Annotated in this window: 18 protein-coding genes, 1 pseudogene and 1 riboswitch; of the genes and pseudogenes, 13 read left to right on the top strand and 6 right to left on the bottom strand. The window is 41.5% G+C overall.

Translation table 11 applies throughout. The features are described from left to right. The first annotated feature begins 21 nt into the window (after positions 1–21). Positions 22–759 (top strand): CBS domain-containing protein, encoded by a 738-nt coding sequence (locus AC3ANL_RS04120; RefSeq protein WP_488328001.1) that lies wholly within the window; start codon positions 22–24, stop codon positions 757–759. A gap of 135 nt (positions 760–894) precedes the next feature. On the opposite strand, the gene AC3ANL_RS04125 is transcribed toward AC3ANL_RS04120, so the two are convergent. Then, positions 895–2922, bottom strand: coding sequence for a molybdopterin-containing oxidoreductase family protein (locus AC3ANL_RS04125; protein WP_488328002.1), 2028 nt, complete (start codon positions 2920–2922; stop codon positions 895–897). A gap of 255 nt (positions 2923–3177) precedes the next feature. Between AC3ANL_RS04125 and galU the strand changes: the two genes are divergently transcribed. Further along, on the top strand, positions 3178–4071 hold the full coding sequence (gene galU, locus AC3ANL_RS04130; RefSeq protein WP_488328003.1) for a UTP--glucose-1-phosphate uridylyltransferase GalU: 894 nt from the start codon (positions 3178–3180) through the stop codon (positions 4069–4071). Positions 4072–4160: 89 nt separating this feature from the next. On the opposite strand, the gene AC3ANL_RS04135 is transcribed toward galU, so the two are convergent. After that, positions 4161–6107 carry an N-acetylmuramoyl-L-alanine amidase family protein gene (locus AC3ANL_RS04135; RefSeq protein ID WP_488328004.1) on the bottom strand — a complete coding sequence of 649 codons (1947 nt, stop codon included), beginning with the start codon at positions 6105–6107 and terminating at the stop codon, positions 4161–4163. Between the two features lie 338 nt (positions 6108–6445). Between AC3ANL_RS04135 and AC3ANL_RS04140 the strand changes: the two genes are divergently transcribed. Continuing rightward, positions 6446–6886, top strand: a complete 441-nt coding sequence (locus AC3ANL_RS04140) for a ferritin-like domain-containing protein (protein WP_488328005.1) — start codon at positions 6446–6448, stop codon at positions 6884–6886. 73 nt (positions 6887–6959) lie between these two features. Here the strand turns inward: AC3ANL_RS04140 and AC3ANL_RS04145 are convergent, their stop codons facing one another. After that, positions 6960–7223 (bottom strand): hypothetical protein, encoded by a 264-nt coding sequence (locus AC3ANL_RS04145; protein ID WP_488328006.1) that lies wholly within the window; start codon positions 7221–7223, stop codon positions 6960–6962. Between the two features lie 295 nt (positions 7224–7518). Here AC3ANL_RS04145 and AC3ANL_RS04150 point away from each other — a divergent pair, with 295 nt between their 5' ends. The 3 genes and pseudogenes from AC3ANL_RS04150 to AC3ANL_RS04160 all read left to right on the top strand — a co-directional run bounded on the left by AC3ANL_RS04150 (position 7519) and on the right by AC3ANL_RS04160 (position 9622). Beyond that, positions 7519–8136, top strand: coding sequence for a transposase (locus AC3ANL_RS04150; RefSeq protein WP_488329649.1), 618 nt, complete (start codon positions 7519–7521; stop codon positions 8134–8136). Between the two features lie 20 nt (positions 8137–8156). Then, positions 8157–9241, top strand: a pseudogene (locus AC3ANL_RS04155) (YifB family Mg chelatase-like AAA ATPase); the annotation flags it as partial. Between the two features lie 105 nt (positions 9242–9346). Beyond that, a complete protein-coding gene (locus AC3ANL_RS04160; protein ID WP_488329650.1) occupies positions 9347–9622 on the top strand; it encodes a magnesium chelatase subunit ChlI family protein in 276 nt (91 codons plus the stop codon). A 160-nt stretch (positions 9623–9782) separates the two neighbouring features. Here the strand turns inward: AC3ANL_RS04160 and AC3ANL_RS04165 are convergent, their stop codons facing one another. Next, complete coding sequence (locus tag AC3ANL_RS04165; protein ID WP_488328007.1) at positions 9783–11213, bottom strand: S1C family serine protease; 1431 nt, start codon at positions 11211–11213, stop codon at positions 9783–9785. An 80-nt stretch (positions 11214–11293) separates the two neighbouring features. On the opposite strand from AC3ANL_RS04165, the gene AC3ANL_RS04170 reads away from it, so the two are divergent. The 5 genes from AC3ANL_RS04170 (at position 11294) to AC3ANL_RS04190 (ending at position 15491) form a co-directional block, all read left to right on the top strand. Further along, complete coding sequence (locus tag AC3ANL_RS04170; RefSeq protein ID WP_488328008.1) at positions 11294–11575, top strand: hypothetical protein; 282 nt, start codon at positions 11294–11296, stop codon at positions 11573–11575. Beyond that, positions 11535–12695, top strand: coding sequence for a non-hydrolyzing UDP-N-acetylglucosamine 2-epimerase (gene wecB / locus AC3ANL_RS04175; RefSeq protein ID WP_488328009.1), 1161 nt, complete (start codon positions 11535–11537; stop codon positions 12693–12695). The genes AC3ANL_RS04170 and wecB overlap by 41 nt, the downstream gene beginning before the upstream one ends. Positions 12696–12880: 185 nt before the next feature. Then, positions 12881–13267 carry an SMU1112c/YaeR family gloxylase I-like metalloprotein gene (gloA2, locus tag AC3ANL_RS04180; protein ID WP_488328010.1) on the top strand — a complete coding sequence of 129 codons (387 nt, stop codon included), beginning with the start codon at positions 12881–12883 and terminating at the stop codon, positions 13265–13267. Positions 13268–13665: 398 nt separating this feature from the next. After that, entirely contained in the window at positions 13666–14322 is a 657-nt protein-coding gene (locus AC3ANL_RS04185; RefSeq protein WP_488328011.1) for a 5-bromo-4-chloroindolyl phosphate hydrolysis family protein, read from the top strand. Next, positions 14319–15491, top strand: a complete 1173-nt coding sequence (locus AC3ANL_RS04190) for a toxic anion resistance protein (protein WP_488328012.1) — start codon at positions 14319–14321, stop codon at positions 15489–15491. Before AC3ANL_RS04185 ends, AC3ANL_RS04190 begins: the two co-directional genes overlap by 4 nt. Positions 15492–16008: 517 nt before the next feature. On the opposite strand, the gene AC3ANL_RS04195 is transcribed toward AC3ANL_RS04190, so the two are convergent. Together AC3ANL_RS04195 and AC3ANL_RS04200 are read right to left on the bottom strand one after the other, a co-directional pair. Further along, positions 16009–16776, bottom strand: a complete 768-nt coding sequence (locus AC3ANL_RS04195; protein WP_488328013.1) for a M15 family metallopeptidase — start codon at positions 16774–16776, stop codon at positions 16009–16011. A gap of 222 nt (positions 16777–16998) precedes the next feature. Continuing rightward, positions 16999–17083, top strand: a riboswitch (cyclic di-GMP riboswitch). Between the two features lie 234 nt (positions 17084–17317). Continuing rightward, the gene (locus AC3ANL_RS04200; protein ID WP_488328014.1) at positions 17318–17515 is read right to left on the bottom strand and encodes an acyltransferase; all 198 of its coding nucleotides are present in this window, start codon (positions 17513–17515) and stop codon (positions 17318–17320) included. A 219-nt stretch (positions 17516–17734) separates the two neighbouring features. On the opposite strand from AC3ANL_RS04200, the gene AC3ANL_RS04205 reads away from it, so the two are divergent. Continuing rightward, complete coding sequence (locus AC3ANL_RS04205) at positions 17735–17881, top strand: hypothetical protein (protein WP_488328015.1); 147 nt, start codon at positions 17735–17737, stop codon at positions 17879–17881. A gap of 522 nt (positions 17882–18403) precedes the next feature. Beyond that, complete coding sequence (locus AC3ANL_RS04210) at positions 18404–20086, top strand: serine hydrolase domain-containing protein (RefSeq protein WP_488328016.1); 1683 nt, start codon at positions 18404–18406, stop codon at positions 20084–20086. The last annotated feature ends 20 nt before the right edge of the window (positions 20087–20106 follow it).

A 20106-nucleotide genomic window follows, 5' to 3' on the forward strand; every position in this document is an offset into this window, starting at 1 on the left:
GATTTGAGGGAGTGAATACTTTTGCAGGATATTAGAAATTTAACTCCTCTTGCTGAAAGGTTTGAGACTGCGTTTAATCGGATTCATAAATGTTTGATAAAGTTAGTCCCTAATGCTAGAAGTGACAGTTTTAAAACTTTACTAGATAGCGGGAACTCTCATGCCATCATTCGAACTCATCGGAACGATCTCTATCAGTATGCTAAACTACGCAATGCGCTTGTTCATGAAAAAGTAAAAGACCGCTATTATATTGCTGAACCGAATGTTGATGTGGTAAACCATATTGAGATGATAGCCGATCAATTTGAAAAGCCGAAAATGGTTTTATCGATTGCCAGTTCCCCTGTGCTTTATTATAAAGAGGAAACACCGTTAAAGGACATTATGAAAATTGTCGATCGGCTCTCTGTTTCTCTTTTTCCGATTTACGACTCAACTGGCACGTATAAATGGCTGTTAACTTTAGAAGGGATCATCCGCTGGATCTCAAGGCAGCCCTCATCAGCGATTTCCATCGACCAAATTCAGGTTCAAGACTTGAGCGCCCATGAAAAACTTCATGAAGTTGTTTATGTAAAAAGGAAAACGGATATATATGAGGTAGAGGAAATTTTTGAAGACTACTTTTTAGCCCATAAAAAGCTGGAAGCTGTAATTATTACAGAAAACGGGAAGAAAAGTGAACGGCCGCTCGGGATTATCACTACGTGGAACTTAGTTGAAATTGATGCGTTAGAGCAGCAGTCGGAATCATAAAAGAATATTAGAGTTACATAAGATACAAAGAAAGGAAGGCTGTTCGGAAACAGCCTTCCTTTCTATCATATAGGAAATTATAAGGATTGACGTTGAGAATAGTCCAGCTCCAGCGCCCTAGCGCTTTTCTAAAGGTTAGATTTTCGTCACGTTTACTCGCCCTGAAAAGAAAGCAGCACCGCCGCCCATGTCAGCAATGCGGTCGGGGGTGAGTTCGTTGACGAGTTGTCTAGAGCCTTTCGTGTCAGCCCAAAGTCCCTGGCTGACGACCACACCTGGAAGAACATTCTCTCCGACAGCAGTCTTTAGCTCACATTCGCCACGTTCGTTCCAGACGCGAACCCTATCTCCATCCTCAATCCCTAACTTCAAGGCATCCGTATGATTGATGTGTAAGCGCGGTTCTTTTTCAAGCATGACATGCTTTTGATTGTTTGAAAAAGTTGAGTTTAAGAAATTGTGATTCGGACCTGGGACAAATTGAAAAGGAAGATCACTATCCTTTATTAATGGTACATATGTTGGCAATGGAGGATACCCAGCCTCTTTCATTCTTTCGGAATACAATTCTATTTTTCCGCTTGGTGTGGGCAATCGGCCTGGGAACAACGGCTTAACCTCAGCCTTCATATAGTGCTTCTCCACTAAGGATTCATAATCGATGCCCTTGAGATACGAATTTTTCGTGTTATCCAGGGCAGAAGCAATCATGTCAGTTTCCGTCTCAGCAAAGGCGGGATCATCAAAGCCCATCTCTTTTGCAAGCAGGCGAAAGACTTCCACATTCGATTTTGATTCTCCATATGGTTCAATCACGGGCTGGTGGAGTTGAACGTAATGATGCCAATAGGATGTATAAAAGTCCATATTTTCAAAGGAAGACGTCGCAGGTAAAACGAGATCCGCATACTTAGCGGTATCGGTTAAAAATAAATCATGGACAACAAGAAATAAGTCGTCCCGCTGAAGTCCTGCCCGAACCTTTCTGCTTGACGGAGCAACAACTGCAGGATTTGAACCGTATACAAATAGTGATTTGACAGGCGGGTCCAAGGATAGTAAGGCCGCGCCGAGCTGATTCATGTTAATCGTTCGCGTCCTTTTCTTTTTCAAAAGATCAGGCCGCTGCAGATTAACGGTATTAAAAGCCAGATAAGCGGAGTTTCCCTTAATCGCACCGCCGCCTTTTACAAGCCATTGACCGGTCAGGGCAGGTAAGCATGAGACGGTCCGAACAAACATGCCGCCGTTGTCATGATGCTGCGGGCCGTTTCCAATCCGGATAAAAGCAGGTGTTGTTTTTCCGTACAGACGGGCAAGCTTATAAATATCTTCAACAGGCACGCCTGTGATGGCCGAAACAGAGGCCGGATCATAGTGGCTGACATGCTCGCAAAGCTGCTCATGCCCAACTGTATAAGTTTGCAAAAATTCATTGTTGACCAAGTTTTCAGCAAACAAAACATGCATGATTCCTAAGGCGAGAGCACTGTCGGTACCTGGTAAAATCGGAATAAACCAGTCTGCTAATCTACCGGTTTGATTTTTATGGACATCGATAACAATAATCTTGGCACCATTTTGTTTACGGGCTTTTTGAGCAAGGGCCACTTGATGCATGTTCGTGCTGGCCGCATTAATGCCCCAAAAGATGATGAGCTTGGAATGAATCGTATCCTCAGGATCTACTCCCAAGCTGCCGCCCATCGTATAGGTATAACCGACCGAGCCGGCGGATTGACAAATGGTCCGGTCCAAACGGGAAGCACCCAACCGATGAAAGAAGCGGCGGTCCATCCCTTCAGCCGTAAGCCTGCCCATGTTTCCGTAAAAGCTGTAAGGGAGAATGCTTTCCGGGCCATCTGATTCAATCAGTTCCTTCCAACGGGCTGTAATCGTGCCGATGGCTTCCTCCCAGGTGATGGGAATGAATTTACCTTCCCCCTTTGCCCCGACCCGTTTGAGCGGATATTTTAAGCGCTTCTCATCATAGATGCGGTCAGTCATGTTGCGGACCTTGTTGCAAATATGACCTTTCGTTACCGGATGGTCGGGATCACCGTCAACCTTGACAATTTTTCCTTGGTTTATATGCAGAAGTAATCCACACTGGTCGGGACAATCGAGCGAGCAAACCGAGTGGAAAATACCGTCCTTTTTCATGTGCACAGCCCCCTTTTGGCTCCTAAGATTTTTCTTTATGTTTACTATAAAGTCTTTGTGTGAATTTTTCCATAAATTCACCGTGTCTCATGTTATTGATGAGAATGATAACGTAATAAATATCTATACATACTTTTAAAATAGGTCTTATGATATAATAATTTTGACTATTGTAATTTATTGGAGAAAAAATCAAACAGATTATCATGATACATACATATTTTTAAAAAATATAAGTTGAAGGAGAGACATTCTGTGAAAAAGGTTCGGAAAGCGATTATTCCTGCTGCTGGGTTGGGGACACGTTTTTTACCAGCAACCAAAGCTATGCCAAAAGAAATGCTGCCAATTGTAGATAAGCCGACGATTCAATATATTGTGGAAGAAGCGATTGCTTCAGGAATTGAAGATATTATTATCGTAACTGGTAAAGGAAAACGAGCGATTGAAGATCACTTTGATTTTGCCCCTGAGCTTGAGAAAAATTTAATAGAAAAAGAGAAATGGGATCTTTTAGATAAAGTGAACTATACCTCTAATCTTGCTGACATTCATTATATTCGTCAGAAGGAACCAAAAGGATTAGGTCATGCGGTTTGGTGTGCTCGTAATTTTATTGGTGATGAACCATTTGCTGTCCTTTTGGGCGATGATATTGTCCAAAGCGAAGAGCCTTGTTTAAGACAGTTGATTGATCAGTATGAAACGACCTTTTCCTCTATCATTGGTGTTCAGCATGTTCCGGAAAATGAAACACACCGCTATGGGATTGTTGATCCGATCGAACAGGATGGCAGACGTTATCAAGTTAAGAACTTTGTAGAAAAGCCGGAGCCGGGAACCGCTCCATCGAACTTAGCCATCATGGGAAGATATATTTTAACCCCTGAGATCTTTAGATTCCTAGACCAACAGGAGGAAGGTGCCGGCGGGGAAATCCAGTTAACCGATGCCATTCATAAACTCAACCAGATCCAACGCGTCTTTGCCTACAATTTCGAAGGAAAACGGTTTGATGTGGGGGAGAAAATCGGTTTTGTGAAAACCACCATTGAGTTTGCCTTGCAGCAAGAAGGCATACACGATGAGCTTTTACAATTCTTAAAAGACCTCATTGTTCAGAATGAAGAGGAGATTCACACAAAATAATATGGTGTCAGGCACCATTAACGGTATCTAGATAGTATAAAAGCCCCGCCCCAGCTGGTTGTTTGTCCAGAAGGGCGGGGCTTTTTGGGTTATCTGTTGAAGAATTTTATGATTCCATTCAGTAGGCCAGTGCAAAGTTTGTTTTGATAGCTGTCACTGACGAGTTTTGCACGTTCTTTAGAATTCGAGATGAAACCAATTTCCACTAAAACCGCTGGGGCTTGATTGCCTCTTATGACTCTGAAGCTTTCATCTTTGATGCCTCTTGAAACAGCGTCCGTTGTTTTGATAAGTTCCGCCTGTAAGTAGGAGGCCAACTGCTTACTTTCTACAGGCATAACGCCATCTACTGAGTTGTAATATGTTTCGATTCCCGATGGGCTAGTGTATTCAGAAGAATTCACATGGATACTAATAAATGCATCTGGTTTGATCGCATTTGATAACGCAACCCGTCCATCTAAAGAAATAAATTCATCCGTGCTTCGTGTTAAATATACGGTGTAACCATTTTGGCTTAGAAGGTCAGCCAATTTCAGTGTGACTTGTAAATTGATGTTCTTTTCATAGACACCGCTTGCTCCGGCACCATTATCATAGCCACCATGGCCTGCATCGAGAACAATGGTTTTCGTTGTTGAATCAGTAGATTCCCAGACGCCATTGGATTCTAGAAAGTAATCCATTCCGTTGACTGTGACCCAGCCTGTCTGCATGACCCCATTGGCATCGGAGTAGTACCATTGGTTATTAATTTTATACCAGCCAATTTGCAGTGCACCTGAGGTACTGAAGTAATACTTTTTCCCTTCCAATGTAAGCCAGCCTGTTTGCATAGCTCCACTGCCATTTAAATAATAGCGGGAGCTTTTATCCTGCAGCCAGCCCGTTTGCATTTCTCCTTGACCATTGAAAAAATACCATTTTCCGCCTACCAACAACCAGTTGGTTTTTACAGAAAAATCATCGATAATAAAATACCAAATGTTATTCAGTTTAAACCAGCCTTTTTGCTGAAGTTCGCCAGTTTCATTTGCGTAATACTTTTTCGAAGTGGATGTTACCCAACCCCCGTTAAATAAAACGCCAGCTTGATCGAAATAGTATCCTTTTCCGGCTAGTACGGTGATTCCAGTTGTTAATGCTCCGCTAGTATTAAAATAATATTTTTTTCCTGCTTCTCCATACCAGCCTGTCAGCATGGTACCATCTTGATTTAAATAATATTTTTTTCCATTGTTAGTCAACCAGCCAGTTTGTACAATTCCTTCATTATTTGAAAAATACCATTTTCCACTGATTAGTCCCCATCCAGAAATAAGTGCGCCATTAGTGTTAAATAAATATTTTTTGTTTTCAAGATTGAATAGCCCTGTTGCAGCTGAACCACCGCTTTTTAGGTAATACTTCTTGCTATTGACTTCCTGCCATGTATTCTCCTGCATGACGCCTAAATTATTAAAATAGTAAACTTTTGAATTTACGGTGAGGAGACCAGTAGCTCTTTCTCCACTTGCTTTTAAATAGTACCAGCTGTTCTCCAGCTTTAACCACCCAGTTTTCATGGCACCGTCAGGTTGGAGGTAATACCATTTGTTACTGAGGTTCACCCAGCCCGTTTGCATAGCCCCGCTTGCCTGGAGATAATACCACTTTCCTCCATTGTAGAGCCAGCCTGTTTTCATCGCCCCGCTAGGTTGCAGGAAATACCATTTTTCTTTGACTTTTATCCAGCCAGTCAACATGACCCCTTTTGAATCCATGTAATACCATTTATTTCCGTTGAAAACCCAGCCAGTTACGGCTGTGTTGTTTTGGTAGAAGTACCACTTTCCGCTTTCTTTAGCCCAGCCATTATTGGCTGCAAAAGAATGCGTATTTCCCAACCCTAATCCTAATAACAATGATAGTATAGATAATATGATGAGTTTCTTTTTCAATGCCACGTTCCCTTTCCCGTCTTTTTCCTTTAATCCTAAAGAGTCGGTCCAATCTAAAAAAAAGTTGGTTATTCTTCCTCTACTAGCTTTTCCCACACCCCTTAATCAGATATTTTAAGATGTTACGAAATTCTTATCGGTACACCCTAAATGCTCTTTTTATATTAAACTCTAATTTTGTTAATGTGAAGTAAAAATCGACAAAAATTTTCCTTCTTTAGGAAAAAAACGTAATTTAATAGGGGATTTCGGGAGAATATGTTGAAGAAATAATTGTAAATTGTAAGTTTCCCGGGGAATAAGGTGATTTTTGTAGAATCCATTTAATATTTTTGCGAAGGCTGGCAGGTTTTTTCGGAAAAGTTGACCGGCATACACCTAAACTTTCATTTATTCATAGGATATACAATGATAATGAAATAGGAGGTTTATCAATGTATCCATATACGAATTACCATGATGCATTGTTTAGGCAAACACATACATTGATTAGTGATATTGAAAAGGCGATCAACGGTGAGTATAGTGCGATCGACTGTTATGCCAGACTGGCAAATTTAGCCCCAAACCAGACGGATCGAGAACGCATTCTGGAGATTAGACAGGATGAGATAAAACATTATCAGCAATTTGTTCGGATTTATCAAAGTTTAACGGGAAGGGCACCACAAGCAAAAATCATTGAAGGATGTCCCAATACTTATTTAAAGGGCTTAGTGTTTGCCTTAGAGGATGAGCAAAAAACGGTCGATTTTTATTTAGAGATAGCTGATACGGCGACAGAACCATTGATAAAAGAGGCCTTCCGTAGAGCAGCAGCAGATGAGCAAAATCATGCTGTTTGGTTTCTATATTTCTTTACCAAAGCAAAATGAGTTTTTTGTGCATAAAAAATGCCCCAAGGCCACTATTGCAGCCGGGGCATTTTTTAATGTGAATGTAAATTACTCAATCCCCGCTGCTCGAATCTGCGTCATTGCCCCCATCAGATTTGTTGTCGTCAAAGGCTGAATCATTGGAACGGTCCTGCTCATGATTATCGCTGCTATAAGATCTGCGTTTTTCCTTGTTTAAAGTAGGAAAAATTAAGAATGCCAGAATGATGAGGACGGTTCCGAAAAAATCCTGTGTACCGAAAATAAGATAAATTCCGTATACGAGCAGGAGAACACCAACCAATCTTTGAATCATTCGGATACTTTTCAGAGACATTCCCCCTAAAGAAAGTTAGCAATGAAATTTTTCACTTATAAATAAATATTAACGCCTCAACCATATTATACGTTTAGGATGCTCAACGGGCTTGGTTGTTTTCTGAACACAAGCATACTCAGTGGACATGAGTATTACGGGCTGCCGCCAGCATTGAACATTTTGTTACAAATTTCCACAAATCCAACCTACACGAAACGTCCCTTGTATAATGGGGGAGAAGGTGTGGTGCCTGACACCATTGGTAATTCTGACAGCATCGATACCATTTTTAACGTACAAATATTTTAAAGGAGTGTTCGATTTGGTTCGTAATGTTCGTTTGTGGTTTAAAGGTGCAAAATATCATGTGACCAGCAGGGGGATACGAAAGGGGGCGTTATTTTTTGAGGATGAAGATTTTAATAAGTATTTATATTTTTTGGGTGAAACCAGGGAACGGTACCCATTCCATCTCCACTCCTATTGCTTAATGACCAATCATACCCATCTCCAGATTGAAACACTTGAAACCCCACTTAGCCTAATCATGAAACACCTCAATACCAAATACGCCAAGTATTTTAACAAAAAATACGATTTCTCAGGCCATGTATTTGAAAAACGATATGGAGACGAGCTCCTTAATTCGCGTCAATATGAGATAGATGTCAGCAGGTATATTCATTTGAACCCGGTCGCCGCTGGGATGGTGCCCGCTCCAGAGGATTATCCATGGAGCAGCTATCGGGCCTATATTTATGGTGAAGCCAACCCTCATGTAACCCCAAAACCGATTCTTTCCTACTTTCCTGAACCCTCCCAACATAATTATGAACAATATATGAAGTCCCCACTAACAGATAAATTTTTCTGGGAAGATGGAAAATTTCTAAAGCGCGAAGGGGAGTGGTTTCCATGTGGGCACGAGTGACGAGTGTCGGTCTTAAGGGGATGGAAGGTTATCGAATTAATGTAGAGGTAGGAACATATGTGGGAAATGATTCGTTTAAAATAGTAGGCCTCCCTGATACAGCTGTGAAAGAGTCGCGGGAGCGGATCATTGCAGCGCTTGGTTCATTAGGGTATGTGTTATCAGGCAACAAAATTATTATTAATCTATTACCAGCGGATCAAAAGAAAATGGGGGCAATGTATGATTTTCCGATGGCGATTGGGCTATTGTTGAGTTTGCATGAATTAGAGGCAGTCATTCCTACGGATACGGGTTTTCTTGGGGCATTATCCTTGGATGGTTCGATCCAACCTGTGGAAGGGATGCTTCCGGCAGTGCTTGCGGCAAAAAGACTTGGCATACGAAGACTATACATTCCTGTTGATCAACAGCTCCCGGATATTGAGTTTGAACGGTTAGAGATTATTTGTGTTGGATCAATAAAAGATGTGATTGGGCATTTGACCGGACAATGGGTACCTCCTCTCCTAAAAAAACAAGTCGATGAAGAGGCTAGTGACAGCCAAGATATAGAACATTTAGATTTTCAGCAGATAATTGGTCATACTGAGGCTAAACACGCTTTAGAAGTAGCCTCGGCTGGGGAGCATCATGTTTTGCTGACAGGGCCGCCCGGTTGTGGAAAAAGCTTATTAGCAGAGAGTTTTCCGTCTATTCTGCCTGCCTTAACAAAAGAAGCGCAACTTGAGGTGTTAAGCTTGTACCAATTAAGTAGGAACACCCATCCACGAAGTCACATGCCTCCATATCGGAGTCCGCATCACTCCGCCTCGGGTGTTGCTATTATTGGCGGCGGACAATATCCAAAGCCAGGTGAAATTTCGTTAGCACATCATGGTGTGTTATTTCTTGATGAAATTGGTGAGTTTTCAAAAAAACATTGGATATGCTGCGGCAACCATTAGAAAACGGCTTTATAACCATTAGCAGCACCCATGCATCGATTACCTATCCGGCTTCCTTTGTGCTGGTTGCCGCGATGAATCCATGTCCTTGTGGATATGCTGGGTCGAATCATCATTATTGTACGTGTAATCCAAAGCAAATTCTCTCCTATCACAATAGACTTTCAGGTCCGTTACGTGATCGGTTTGATATCAATCTTTCGTTAAAACCAGTTGAATTTGAGGGAGAGCACGGATTTGGTGAGGGGGAGACGTCAAGGGTCGTGCGTGAACGAGTAAGAGCAGCAAGAGAAAGACAATATGACCGCTACGGGAAGGAAATCTGTAACAGCAGAGTACCATATGAAGTTCTTCAACATGCAAGTCCGCTTTCAGGCACACAACAAAAAATGTTGAATCAATTCGTCATAAAGAAAAATTGCAGCAACCGCACCCAAATTAAAATCATCCGCCTCGCCCGCACCATCTCAGACCTGCAAGCAAGCCTCGCCATCACCGACCATAGCATCCAGGAAGCAATCAACTTGAACACAGTATAAAAGGTGTCAGGCACCATTTGGAATCTCGAGATAGTGTAAAAGGTGTCAGGCACCATTTATAAATGTTTCCGCTGAAACAAAAGAAGGCTAATTCAACAAGCTGTCTTGCGACGAGATGTTGAGTCAGCTGATTTTACATTAACTTGGGGTTAGGTTTTGTTCAGTCTTCGTCTTTTTTCTGATTTTTCTGGTGTTCTTGGAGGGCAAGCAGGATGTCTTGGACATCGATTTTCCCATCTTTATTTAGGTCTGCTAAGGCATTTTCTATCTCTGTTGGACTTGGCTCCGGCCCTGATCCCGGTGCTGCGGGTTCTGGTGAAGACGCAGCTTCAGCTCCAGATGCAGGTCCTGTGGCCTGCGGAGCCATCGTAACTGCTGGACTTTTGGACCTAAAGGCAAAGGTGAACACGAGCAACACGAGTATGAGCAACCCGGAAACACCATCGACGATATAGAAGATGGTAGTGTAATCGGACCATAATGTCTTGCTGCTGCCCATCTTTTTCTCGGAATTAGAAATATATTGTTTAATCTCGGAATGGTTCGGATAGATGCGCTGAACCGCCTCGAACTTTTCTGAGGCATGTTTATAGTAGCCGCCCCAATACAGTTCTAGGCCTTCCTGGTAAAGCGTATTTGTCTCGCTTTCGGTATTTTTTACCCCGGCTTGGTTGACAAACTCTTTTACAATATTCACTGGCACCGCAAAGTTAAAGCCCTGAACCTCTTGCCCGTTCACCGTATCGCCTCTAAAGGTGAGTAATCCGATAATCTGCCCTTTTTCATTAATGACAGGTCCACCGCTGTTCCCGTGTGTGGCAGCGGCATTAATTTGGATTACGGGGCTCCCTTGGTCCGTCTTTTTCGATGTAGCAGAAATTTGACCCGCATTCATTGAGGACACTAATGATGAATCCTCCGACAAAAGATCAGAATCGGCTGCAGCGGGATAACCGATTACCCAAATATTTTCTTGGTTCTGGATATTGTCAGAATTGCCAAGTGGCAGGGTAGGCAGGTTCTTGCCTTCAATTTTTAGAACAGCTGCATCTTTTCCTTCATTAATTGGAGCACCGTAGCTTTTAACCTCACCATCCAGCACATCCCCACCTGGTAAAACGACCTTTAATATTTTTTTAATGTCTGTGTATTGCGTGTATGTGACCATGTATTGATGCGCCGTATCATAGTCTACTTTAAAATAGTCCGCAATGATGGTAACAAGCTGTTCAAAGGCAGCATTGGCAATATCCTGGTCGGACTTTTGTGTAACTTCCACAACATGGGCATTTGTGACGATATAGCCATCCGAGCTAATAATCGCGCCAGACCCTGACCCGCCGACAACAGACTGATTCTTTAGCTGGTCTAAGATGGCAATGACTTCGGGATCATTGGGATTGTTAAACTGCCAGGTTACGACTGCATAATCCACAATTCGAACGACTGCCGGCTTCGTGTATTCGGCTAGCTTTTGCGCTTGACCTATTTTCCCTTCGACTGGTTTAAGATTTATTAAAAAGAAGGAGGTAATCATTACTGCAATAAGCAGCAAACTAATTGGTATGGTAATAAAGGCTCTTTTTTTCAAAGATGGATTCACCTCTTAGATGGAATATTTTCAATTCTCTGCAATATATTCTCGAGCAAGCTAAAGGCAATTTGTACCTTTTGAATTTATTAGATATATATAACCATGTGGGCTGGAAGGGAAGTCATGAACCAGTCGATGCCACAACCACATCGGTTTCCGTTATTGCTTTTCGCATTATGAAGAATTTGATATCATGTAAGTGGATTTTAAATTGTGAAATAGGATTAAACTATCAATTATGTAACTTTACGGTCGTTTATTTTAAAAATAATCCAGAACAAGTGTATAATGACTGTAATTATGTACCTGGAGGTCTTTATGGAAAATCAATTGAAGGTAATGACAGTGTTCGGAACTAGACCAGAGGCCATTAAAATGGCACCTCTAGTAAAAGAATTAGAAAAATATCCTGATCAAATCAAATCTATTGTCACAGTAACAGCCCAGCACCGCGAAATGCTCGACCAGGTTTTAAATATTTTTGATATTACACCTGATTACGACTTAAATATTATGAAAGCAAGACAGTCATTAATTGATGTGACAACACGCAGTTTAGAGGGACTCAATCAAGTTCTCGCGGAAGTAAAACCGGATATCGTGCTCGTTCATGGTGATACCACGACTACTTTTGTGGCTAGTTTGGCTGCCTTTTATCATTCGATACCAATTGGGCATGTAGAGGCGGGGCTTCGGACCCATAATAAATATTCACCATACCCTGAGGAAATGAATCGGCAGCTGACAGGTGTCTTGGCAGACCTTCATTTTTCACCAACCATCCAATCGAAGCGAAATCTTTTGGTGGAAAATAAAAAGGAAGCAGCTATCTTTATCACGGGGAATACCGCGATTGATGCTTTAAAAACAACCGTTAAAACCGATTATTCTCACCCTGTTCTAGAGAAGCTGGGAGAGGACCGGTTAATTTTAATGACCGCCCACCGCCGGGAAAATACGGGGGAACCGATGGAAAATATGTTCCGGGCGATTCGTCGTGTCGTAGAAAAACATTCGGATGCCCAGGTTGTTTACCCTGTCCATATGAACCCAGTTGTTCGTGAAATTGCGAATCGAATCCTGGGCCAGAATGACCGAATTCATCTCATCGAGCCGTTAGATGTCATTGATTTTCACAACTTTGCGTCAAGAGCCTATTTGATCTTAACTGATTCAGGCGGCGTGCAGGAGGAAGCGCCATCGTTGGGCGTGCCAGTGCTGGTGCTGCGCGATACAACAGAGCGTCCAGAAGGGATTGAAGCGGGGACATTAAAGCTTGCCGGAACCGATGAAGAAACCATCTTTGGTTTGGCTGATGAACTTCTTTCAGACAAAGCAGCTCATGATAAAATGGCAAAATCCTCCAACCCATACGGAGACGGCTTCGCCTCCAAACGAATCGTCGAAGCCATTCTCTACCACTTCGAACAGAGTGGAGAAAGACCCGCAGACTTTGGAGAAGAGAAATCTAATAAATAAAGAAGTCATTATTCTGTAATGAATGATGTTAATAGTACAAATGGTGTCAGGCACCATTTGTAGACAGTTGTCCTCCTGCAGTGGACAACCTCTTCATAGAGTGGATTGATGGTAAAGTTGCTGTTGCCCTCTTGCCTAAATAGGTAGGCAAGGGGGTTTTATGTTTATTCTAGGGGTGTGGTCACATGAGGTTAAAAAAGATTCATCATATTGCGGTAATTTGTTCTAATTATCAAAAATCAAAGGACTTTTATGTACGGATCTTAGGCTTAACTCCGATTTCGGAAGTATATCGAGAAGAACGGGATTCCTATAAGCTGGATTTGGAAGTGGGCGGACAATATCAGATTGAGTTGTTTTCATTTCCGAACCCACCTAAACGGACAAGCTATCCGGAAGCAGCCGGATTGCGGCATATTGCCTTTGAAGTGGACGATATCGAAGCAGCAGTAAACGAGTTAATAGAACATCATGTAACAGTTGAAGATATCCGTGTAGATACACTAACAAACAGAAAATTCACCTTCTTCGCTGATCCTGATGGACTCCCGATTGAATTATATGAGCGATAATGGTTAGCGGTATGATAGCGCGCGACAAACACAAAAAAGCAGAAAGGACGAACCCTTTCTGCTTCTTTTGAATGTTTTTGTCCTTTTGGTATGGACAGTGTCTATGATTGGTGCCTGACACCCAAAACAACATATACACCATATACACAAATAAAACATTATAAACACCACCAAAAACCATCATTTATTCGACCTTCTAACATAATAAAAATACGTCTTAAGTCTTAGACTTCTTTCCGTTTTAGGTCTATAGCAGGCAGGAGTTTTTTCGTGTATTGTGGAAGTAGTAAATGGAAATAACTTTCTTTTAATGAGGATTTTTTTCGCTTACGTTGAAACATTCATCTACTTTTACTCGTATGAATATATAGGATTATGAAGACAGGAGTCGATTTATTATGAACCCGATTGTCTCTTTTATTATTCGCTCGTTTGTGGCCGTCCCGGTAACTGTCATAACATGGCTGTTATGTTACTTTCCATTAAATTTCGCATTTTGGCCCGCAACCTTAATAGCAATCCTTGGCGGGAGTATAACTCACTTTGTCTTGTCATTAACGATGAACAGCCGCTATTTAAAAAAGCACCAGCTAACAAGGAAAGAATACCGGTACATTCAGAAAAATTTAGGGGAAGCCAAACAAAAAATCAATCGCTTAAATAAAAGTATATTCAAGGTCCGTGATATTACTTCTGTTAAACAAAGAATTGACATACACCGGATTATCAAAAAAATTCATAAAATGACCATAAAGGAACCGAAACGCTTTTATAAGGCGGAAGAATTTTATTTTTCCCATTTAGATTCAGTTGTTGAACTAACCGAAAAATATAGTTTCCTCTCTGCCCAACCGAAACAAAACATCGAGATGGGCCAATCCCTGATTGAAACACGCAGAACCTTAAATGAACTAACCAAGGTGTTGGAAGAGGATTTGTATCATGTTATCTCCGATGATATCAATACATTAAATTTTGAAATTGATGTCGCAAAGCATACGATCAACAAGAAAAAAGAAACGAAATTTCCTGAAGAAAATAGGTGGCTTAAATGAGTGAAAATAACCTAATCCAGAAATCTGGAGATTTATTAGATGACATTCTTTCCAATCCCTTTGGGGACCATCTGGAGCCGGCTAAAAGTTCAGTTTTGCCAACAGGCGAGGTGAGGCCGGTTAAACTAATTGATGTTATTCCAGAGGAAAACCGTGCAAAGGCGTACCAGTTGGCCGAACAAATTGATCCGACCAACCATCAGGCGATGATTGCGTATGGTACCCAAGCCCAAGGAAAACTATTATCCTTCTCGCATACCATGCTCGAGCATGTTCAAAAACAGGATGTCGGCGAAATAGGCGATATCATTAATGATTTAATGAAAAGATTGCATGATGTGAATCCGGATGAATTAAAGGATGGGAAACCATCCCTATTTGCACGTGTGTTTGGAAAAATTTCTGGCTCTCTCCAAGAGGTGCTATCCAAATACCAAAAAACAGGGGCACAAATTGACCGGATTAGTGTGAAACTCGACCGCAGTAAAAATGTCCTTCTATCTGACATTAAATTGCTTGAACAGCTTTATGAAACAAATAAAGAATATTTTCATGCCCTTAATATTTATATTGCCGCTGGAGAAATCAAGTTGGAAGAAATGGAAACAAAGACGATTCCACAGCTAAAAAAAGCGGCGGAAACAACAAATGACCAAATGAAGTTTCAAGAGGTCAATGATATGATTCAATTTGCAGACCGTTTAGACAAGCGTCTGCATGACTTGAAATTAAGCCGGGAAATCACGATTCAAAGTGCACCGCAAATTCGGTTAATCCAAAACACCAACCAAGCGCTTGTGGAAAAAATTCAATCATCCATTATGACAGCCATTCCGTTATGGAAAAATCAAGTAGCCATTGCGTTAACGTTAATTCGTCAGCGTCATGCGGTCGAGGCACAGAAACAGGTATCAAAAACAACCAATGAGCTGTTATTAAAAAATGCCGAAATGCTGAAAACCAATACGATTGAAACGGCTAGAGAAAACGAGCGCGGCCTCGTTGATATTGAAACATTAAAGAAAACGCAAGAAAGCCTAATCTCCACCTTGGAAGAAACGATGCGCATCCAAGAAGAAGGCCGCCACAAACGCCGCCTTGCCGAGCAAGAACTAGCTAACATGGAAAACGACCTGCGACTAAAACTATTAGAAATCAAGGGCAAATAAGAAAAGCGGAAGCGCCCTGGTCAGCGGCGTATGGCCTGGAGCGCTCCAACTGAGATAAGGTGAAACTTCAATCAGCGAACGTTCTTCTCGCTGATTGTTAGTTGAACCGATCGGGTTCTTACGGGCAGTTGAGAATCTACTGCCCGTTAAACGCGATAAAGGAAACACGAAGAGCGGTAGCGATTCGATGTTGACTTATCGTAGGGCGGAGAGCGAAGGAAACTAGCCGCTAGGGCGCTCCTCGGAAAAGCTAACGCTTTTCCTTCGTGCGAAGTAATGCTTCCGAAGCTTACTCTTGTGGAGCTGGACAATTCTCGAAGCCAAAACTTATAAATTTTGATACTATAACAAAAACAGGGGACTCCTCGCTGCCAATCAGGTGCAGCAAGGAGTCCCCCGTTTTTAATTCCAAACCCATTTTTCGTGCATCGTGTCCACCTAACGTGGACAGTGTCCATAAAGGGTGTCAGGCACCATTTTCACTATTTCCACCATCGTAACCGCCATCGCTCCTATTTTATTTGTTTACCGGGGTAGTTTCTAGGTATTCTTCTAGTGTGATGCCGCGGGTCATGATTTGTTTGGCGATGGTTTTGCCGACGTAACGCAGGTGCCAGGGCTCGTATTTGTAGCCGGTGATGCGGTCTTTTCCTTTTGGATAGCGGATGATAAAGCCGTATTCCGCAGCATGGTCCTGGAGCCAATCGGCCTCCACCGTGCCTTCGAAACAATCTTCTGCCGCGCAGGCTCCATTCCCGCCGGTTACATCAATCGCAAGTCCGGTTTCATGTTCACTCGTACCGGGTATAGCACTATATGTCTTGGCTAACTTCTCTCCATCTAAATGGACGTAGTGATTGAACAAAGCTTGTTGGGAAGCGTGCGATCGATAGGCCGAAACCCCAAGCAGACTCACCCCATCCTGTTTGGCACCAGTGAACAATTTCTCAATCGCATTAGCTGCTTTCAAGCGCATTTTCCGTTTCTGTGACTTCTCTTTGAAAGTAAACGGAATGTTTGGATCAACTAAATCACTAGGTAAATAACTATCAGGTAGTTTATTTTGTTTGTTGACTAAAACAGGGATTACCTCTGGATTAGTGACGACCTGGATACTTGAATCGGTCTTAGTCTTTTTAATAGGAACAGATGACTTTTCAGCAGGAACAGGAGAGTGATTACCCATTTTTTGATCGTATGGTGAAAAATAATTTTTCCATGAACAGCCTGCAATAAGAAATAATAGAAGAATCATCCATAGAATAATAAATTTTGATTTTGCCATAGCAAACGTCCTTTTTTGAAAAAATTCACTTCCTTACGTATCATTGACACGATTCAAAACTTTGAAACCTTTATGTAAATAAAAACGTGAACCAAAAATGTGACAAAATGTTTTAGGCATGGAACTTTAATAGAAGGACGGGTATGTGTTTATACCCAATTGGGTCCTAAGACTCTTTTATTTTATAAACCAGTTGCTTATATTTTTTATAAACACATAAATCGTACGAAACGGCAAACCCATTGAAAGATGGCGACGCAAAACTACAGGGGCTAAGGTTTAACAACGATGCTCGCCAGTTACCGAACACGACTAACTCCTGCGATTTATGTAAACCAACAATTGAGGAGGTTTTCATGTGTTAAAAATGCTTAATAAGGGTAGATATTTTTATCATGTATTCCAGCACAGACATAATCAGCTTCTCCAGCAGGATTGCCTCAGTGACGAGTTACGAATGAAGCTCAGGGTGAAAGCCACATATCATAATAGTAAAGCGATAGAAATTGGAACGAGAATATAAACCAGCAAAAGAAGAAGCCTAAAGCGCAGGCTTCTTCTTTTGCGTGAATGGATCAAACTTCTGGACAAAATTACAATCAGAACAGGCTCGTCCAATTAACCTTTTTGTAAAAAGATCCTCATAATATACTTCTTCAAATCCACAGATGGGGCATTCGATAATATGGAATATTTGTCGTTCTCCCAGGACAGCATCTAACAATAATTCAAAATGCATCACTGTCACCCCTTATCGATTACTTTTTAAAAGAATAGCAAATACTTGATAGGAAATAAGATGAAAATTGTCAGCTTATCCAAGAATGTTTTCGACATAAATTTTTGGTCTCATTTCAAAATAAACAGCGGGTCTGCCTAAAAAGCAGGGAGCCAATCAATTTTTCCTATTTAAAAATTGATGGAATGGACACGCTATCCTTAAAAAGGAGGGATTATTTTGAAAAATAATGCTGATGAAACAAGTGAAGGATTAAATCAGATCTTTGAAATTATCAATGCAAAGGGAGATGCGGGGGAACTAAAGGAGATTGTCGAACCAACTAATACAAAGACAAACGAGTCCCAAGCGAACAAATCTGAATAGGACACCACTCCAGACATTGGACCTAGGACTTTATTCTAGGTTCTTTTAGTTGAAATGTGGAAAAGTTGTGGGTAAAACAATATAAAATGTGGATGAATTAGATGATTATGTGGATAAATAATCGTTAATTGTGGATAAGCATGGTACTAACGTAAATGACATAGGTTGTATTCCATAGTTTAGTAAAAAGTTGTTGATAAACCTGTGGGTATAAAAAGAAAATTGTTGATAACTAGAATAAAGATGGGGATAACTCTGTGGATTATGACTATCTTGGATAAAAGAGGAAAGTAGGCAAATTAGAGTGTTTGGAGACAATAAAATACAAAATTTTCAATAAATAATCTTAAAGTCATCCTTCTTTATACCCTAAAATCGGACAAATTTACTGTTTATAGGAAATTAGCGGTATAGACAACTATACCGAATTTCTTATATGCTTTTTATAGGTTGTAAGCGCTTTTTCTTTTTTACACATAGATTTGCCGCCTGCAACTCCCTATAAAAAGATAAGGAGGATATATGAAAAATAAAACGATTATCATTACTGCCGTTTGTACAGCATTGTTAGGCACTTCAAATGTCTTTGCTGCTAGTGAACCGCTTGGAAAATCAATTGAAGTAAAAGAAAAAAACAGTTATTCCTCATCACAGAAACCACATCCAGTCTTTACATGGAATTCAAACACAATTCCGGTCACGAGCGTTCTCCATCCAAGCTCAGCACGTGGGGCTGGTATGGTTGATCATCCACTTCAACAAATTGACTCTATTATGAATAAATATATCTCACAAAAACTTTTCCCTGGTGCCGTTGTTTTTGTTGCAAGGGGTGGAAAAATAGTTAAGCATACGGCATATGGCCATTCGGCTCTCTATTCGGACGGACAGTTTACGGAAATGGAAAATCCAATTGCGATGCAAGAGGATACCATTTTTGATTTGGCGTCGATTAGTAAAATTTTCACCTCCGTGGCCGCGATGCAGCTATATGAAAAAGGATTATTTGAACTTGATGATCCGGTTGCCAAGTATATTCCTGAATTTGCTGCGAACGGTAAAGAACAGGTCACCATCCGTCAGCTATTAACTCATACATCTGGATTTACCGCCTGGATTCCACTCTATTCACAGGGCAGCTCACGGGAAGATAGGCTGCAGTTAGTTTTTAAACAACGATTAGCAAATCCTCCTGGCACGAATTATGAATACAGTGACTTAAACATGATCACAGTTGGGGCATTGATTGAGCGATTAACCGGCCAACGGCAGGATGCATATGTAAAAGAACATATTACTGAACCATTGGGGATGAAGGATACGATGTACAATCCGCCTGCAACCTTAAAGAACCGCATTGCCGCAACGGAGTACCAATCAATGCCAAACCGCGGTCTGGTTTGGGGACAAGTTCATGATGAGAATGCTTGGTCGCTTGATGGGGTAGCGGGGCATGCCGGAGTATTCTCAACCGCAGAGGACTTAGCGAAATTGGCCCATATATTCATCAATGACGGAAAGTATGCTGGAAAAAGCATTCTGAAGCCGGAAACAGTCAACCTTTTACTTGAAAATCAAAATGATCAATTCCCTGGCGATGACCATGGACTCGGCTGGGAGCTCGGACAGGGCTGGTATATGGATGCATTATCAGAAGGAACCTATTCGTTTGGACATACTGGCTATACGGGTACATCCATCGTGGTGAGTCCGAATAATAAAACGATTGCGATTCTTTTAACTAACCGTGTTCATCCAAGCAGAACCATGGGCTCCATCAACGAGCCAAGAAGATTATTTGCCCGGCAGGTCGCTGATGCGATTCCAGTATCCATCCCTAAAGGTGACTCAGCATGGTTTGCCGGCTATGGAGACAAACTGAACCGCGTCATGGAAACGAAACTTGCTCTCAAAGATGATGCTCAATTGTCGTTTTCAACGTGGCATATGATCGAAAATAGCTGGGACTTTGGCCGCGTGGAAATTTTGAAAGATGGTACGTGGCAAAAATTAGCTGTGTTCACCGGGACAAGCGATGGCTGGGAGAATCAACAAGTGACGATTCCGAAAGAGGCCACTCAATTGCGATTTGTTTATAAAACGGATGGAACGACTAATGGCCGAGGCTGGTATGTCCTAAATCCTAAACTAGATTCAGAAAAGCTGTCGTTTGACCGAAATGATTGGCAGCAGAGAGATTATTAACTTTTAAAAAAGAGGAGGAG

The sequence above is a fragment of the Neobacillus sp. DHD-1R genome, assembly GCF_057747995.1.

What these genes read in the sequence shown, in the direction of transcription:
- AC3ANL_RS04125 (WP_488328002.1), bottom strand. Translation starts at nt 2,922, where the DNA reads ATGAAAAAGGACGGTATTTTCCACTCGGTTTGCTCGCTCGATTGTCCC.
- AC3ANL_RS04140 (WP_488328005.1), top strand. Translation starts at nt 6,446, where the DNA reads ATGTATCCATATACGAATTACCATGATGCATTGTTTAGGCAAACACAT.
- AC3ANL_RS04145 (WP_488328006.1), bottom strand. Translation starts at nt 7,223, where the DNA reads ATGTCTCTGAAAAGTATCCGAATGATTCAAAGATTGGTTGGTGTTCTC.
- wecB (WP_488328009.1), top strand. Translation starts at nt 11,535, where the DNA reads ATGGAAAATCAATTGAAGGTAATGACAGTGTTCGGAACTAGACCAGAG.
- gloA2 (WP_488328010.1), top strand. Translation starts at nt 12,881, where the DNA reads ATGAGGTTAAAAAAGATTCATCATATTGCGGTAATTTGTTCTAATTAT.
- AC3ANL_RS04185 (WP_488328011.1), top strand. Translation starts at nt 13,666, where the DNA reads ATGAACCCGATTGTCTCTTTTATTATTCGCTCGTTTGTGGCCGTCCCG.
- AC3ANL_RS04190 (WP_488328012.1), top strand. Translation starts at nt 14,319, where the DNA reads ATGAGTGAAAATAACCTAATCCAGAAATCTGGAGATTTATTAGATGAC.
- AC3ANL_RS04195 (WP_488328013.1), bottom strand. Translation starts at nt 16,776, where the DNA reads ATGGCAAAATCAAAATTTATTATTCTATGGATGATTCTTCTATTATTT.
- AC3ANL_RS04200 (WP_488328014.1), bottom strand. Translation starts at nt 17,515, where the DNA reads ATGCATTTTGAATTATTGTTAGATGCTGTCCTGGGAGAACGACAAATA.
- AC3ANL_RS04210 (WP_488328016.1), top strand. Translation starts at nt 18,404, where the DNA reads ATGAAAAATAAAACGATTATCATTACTGCCGTTTGTACAGCATTGTTA.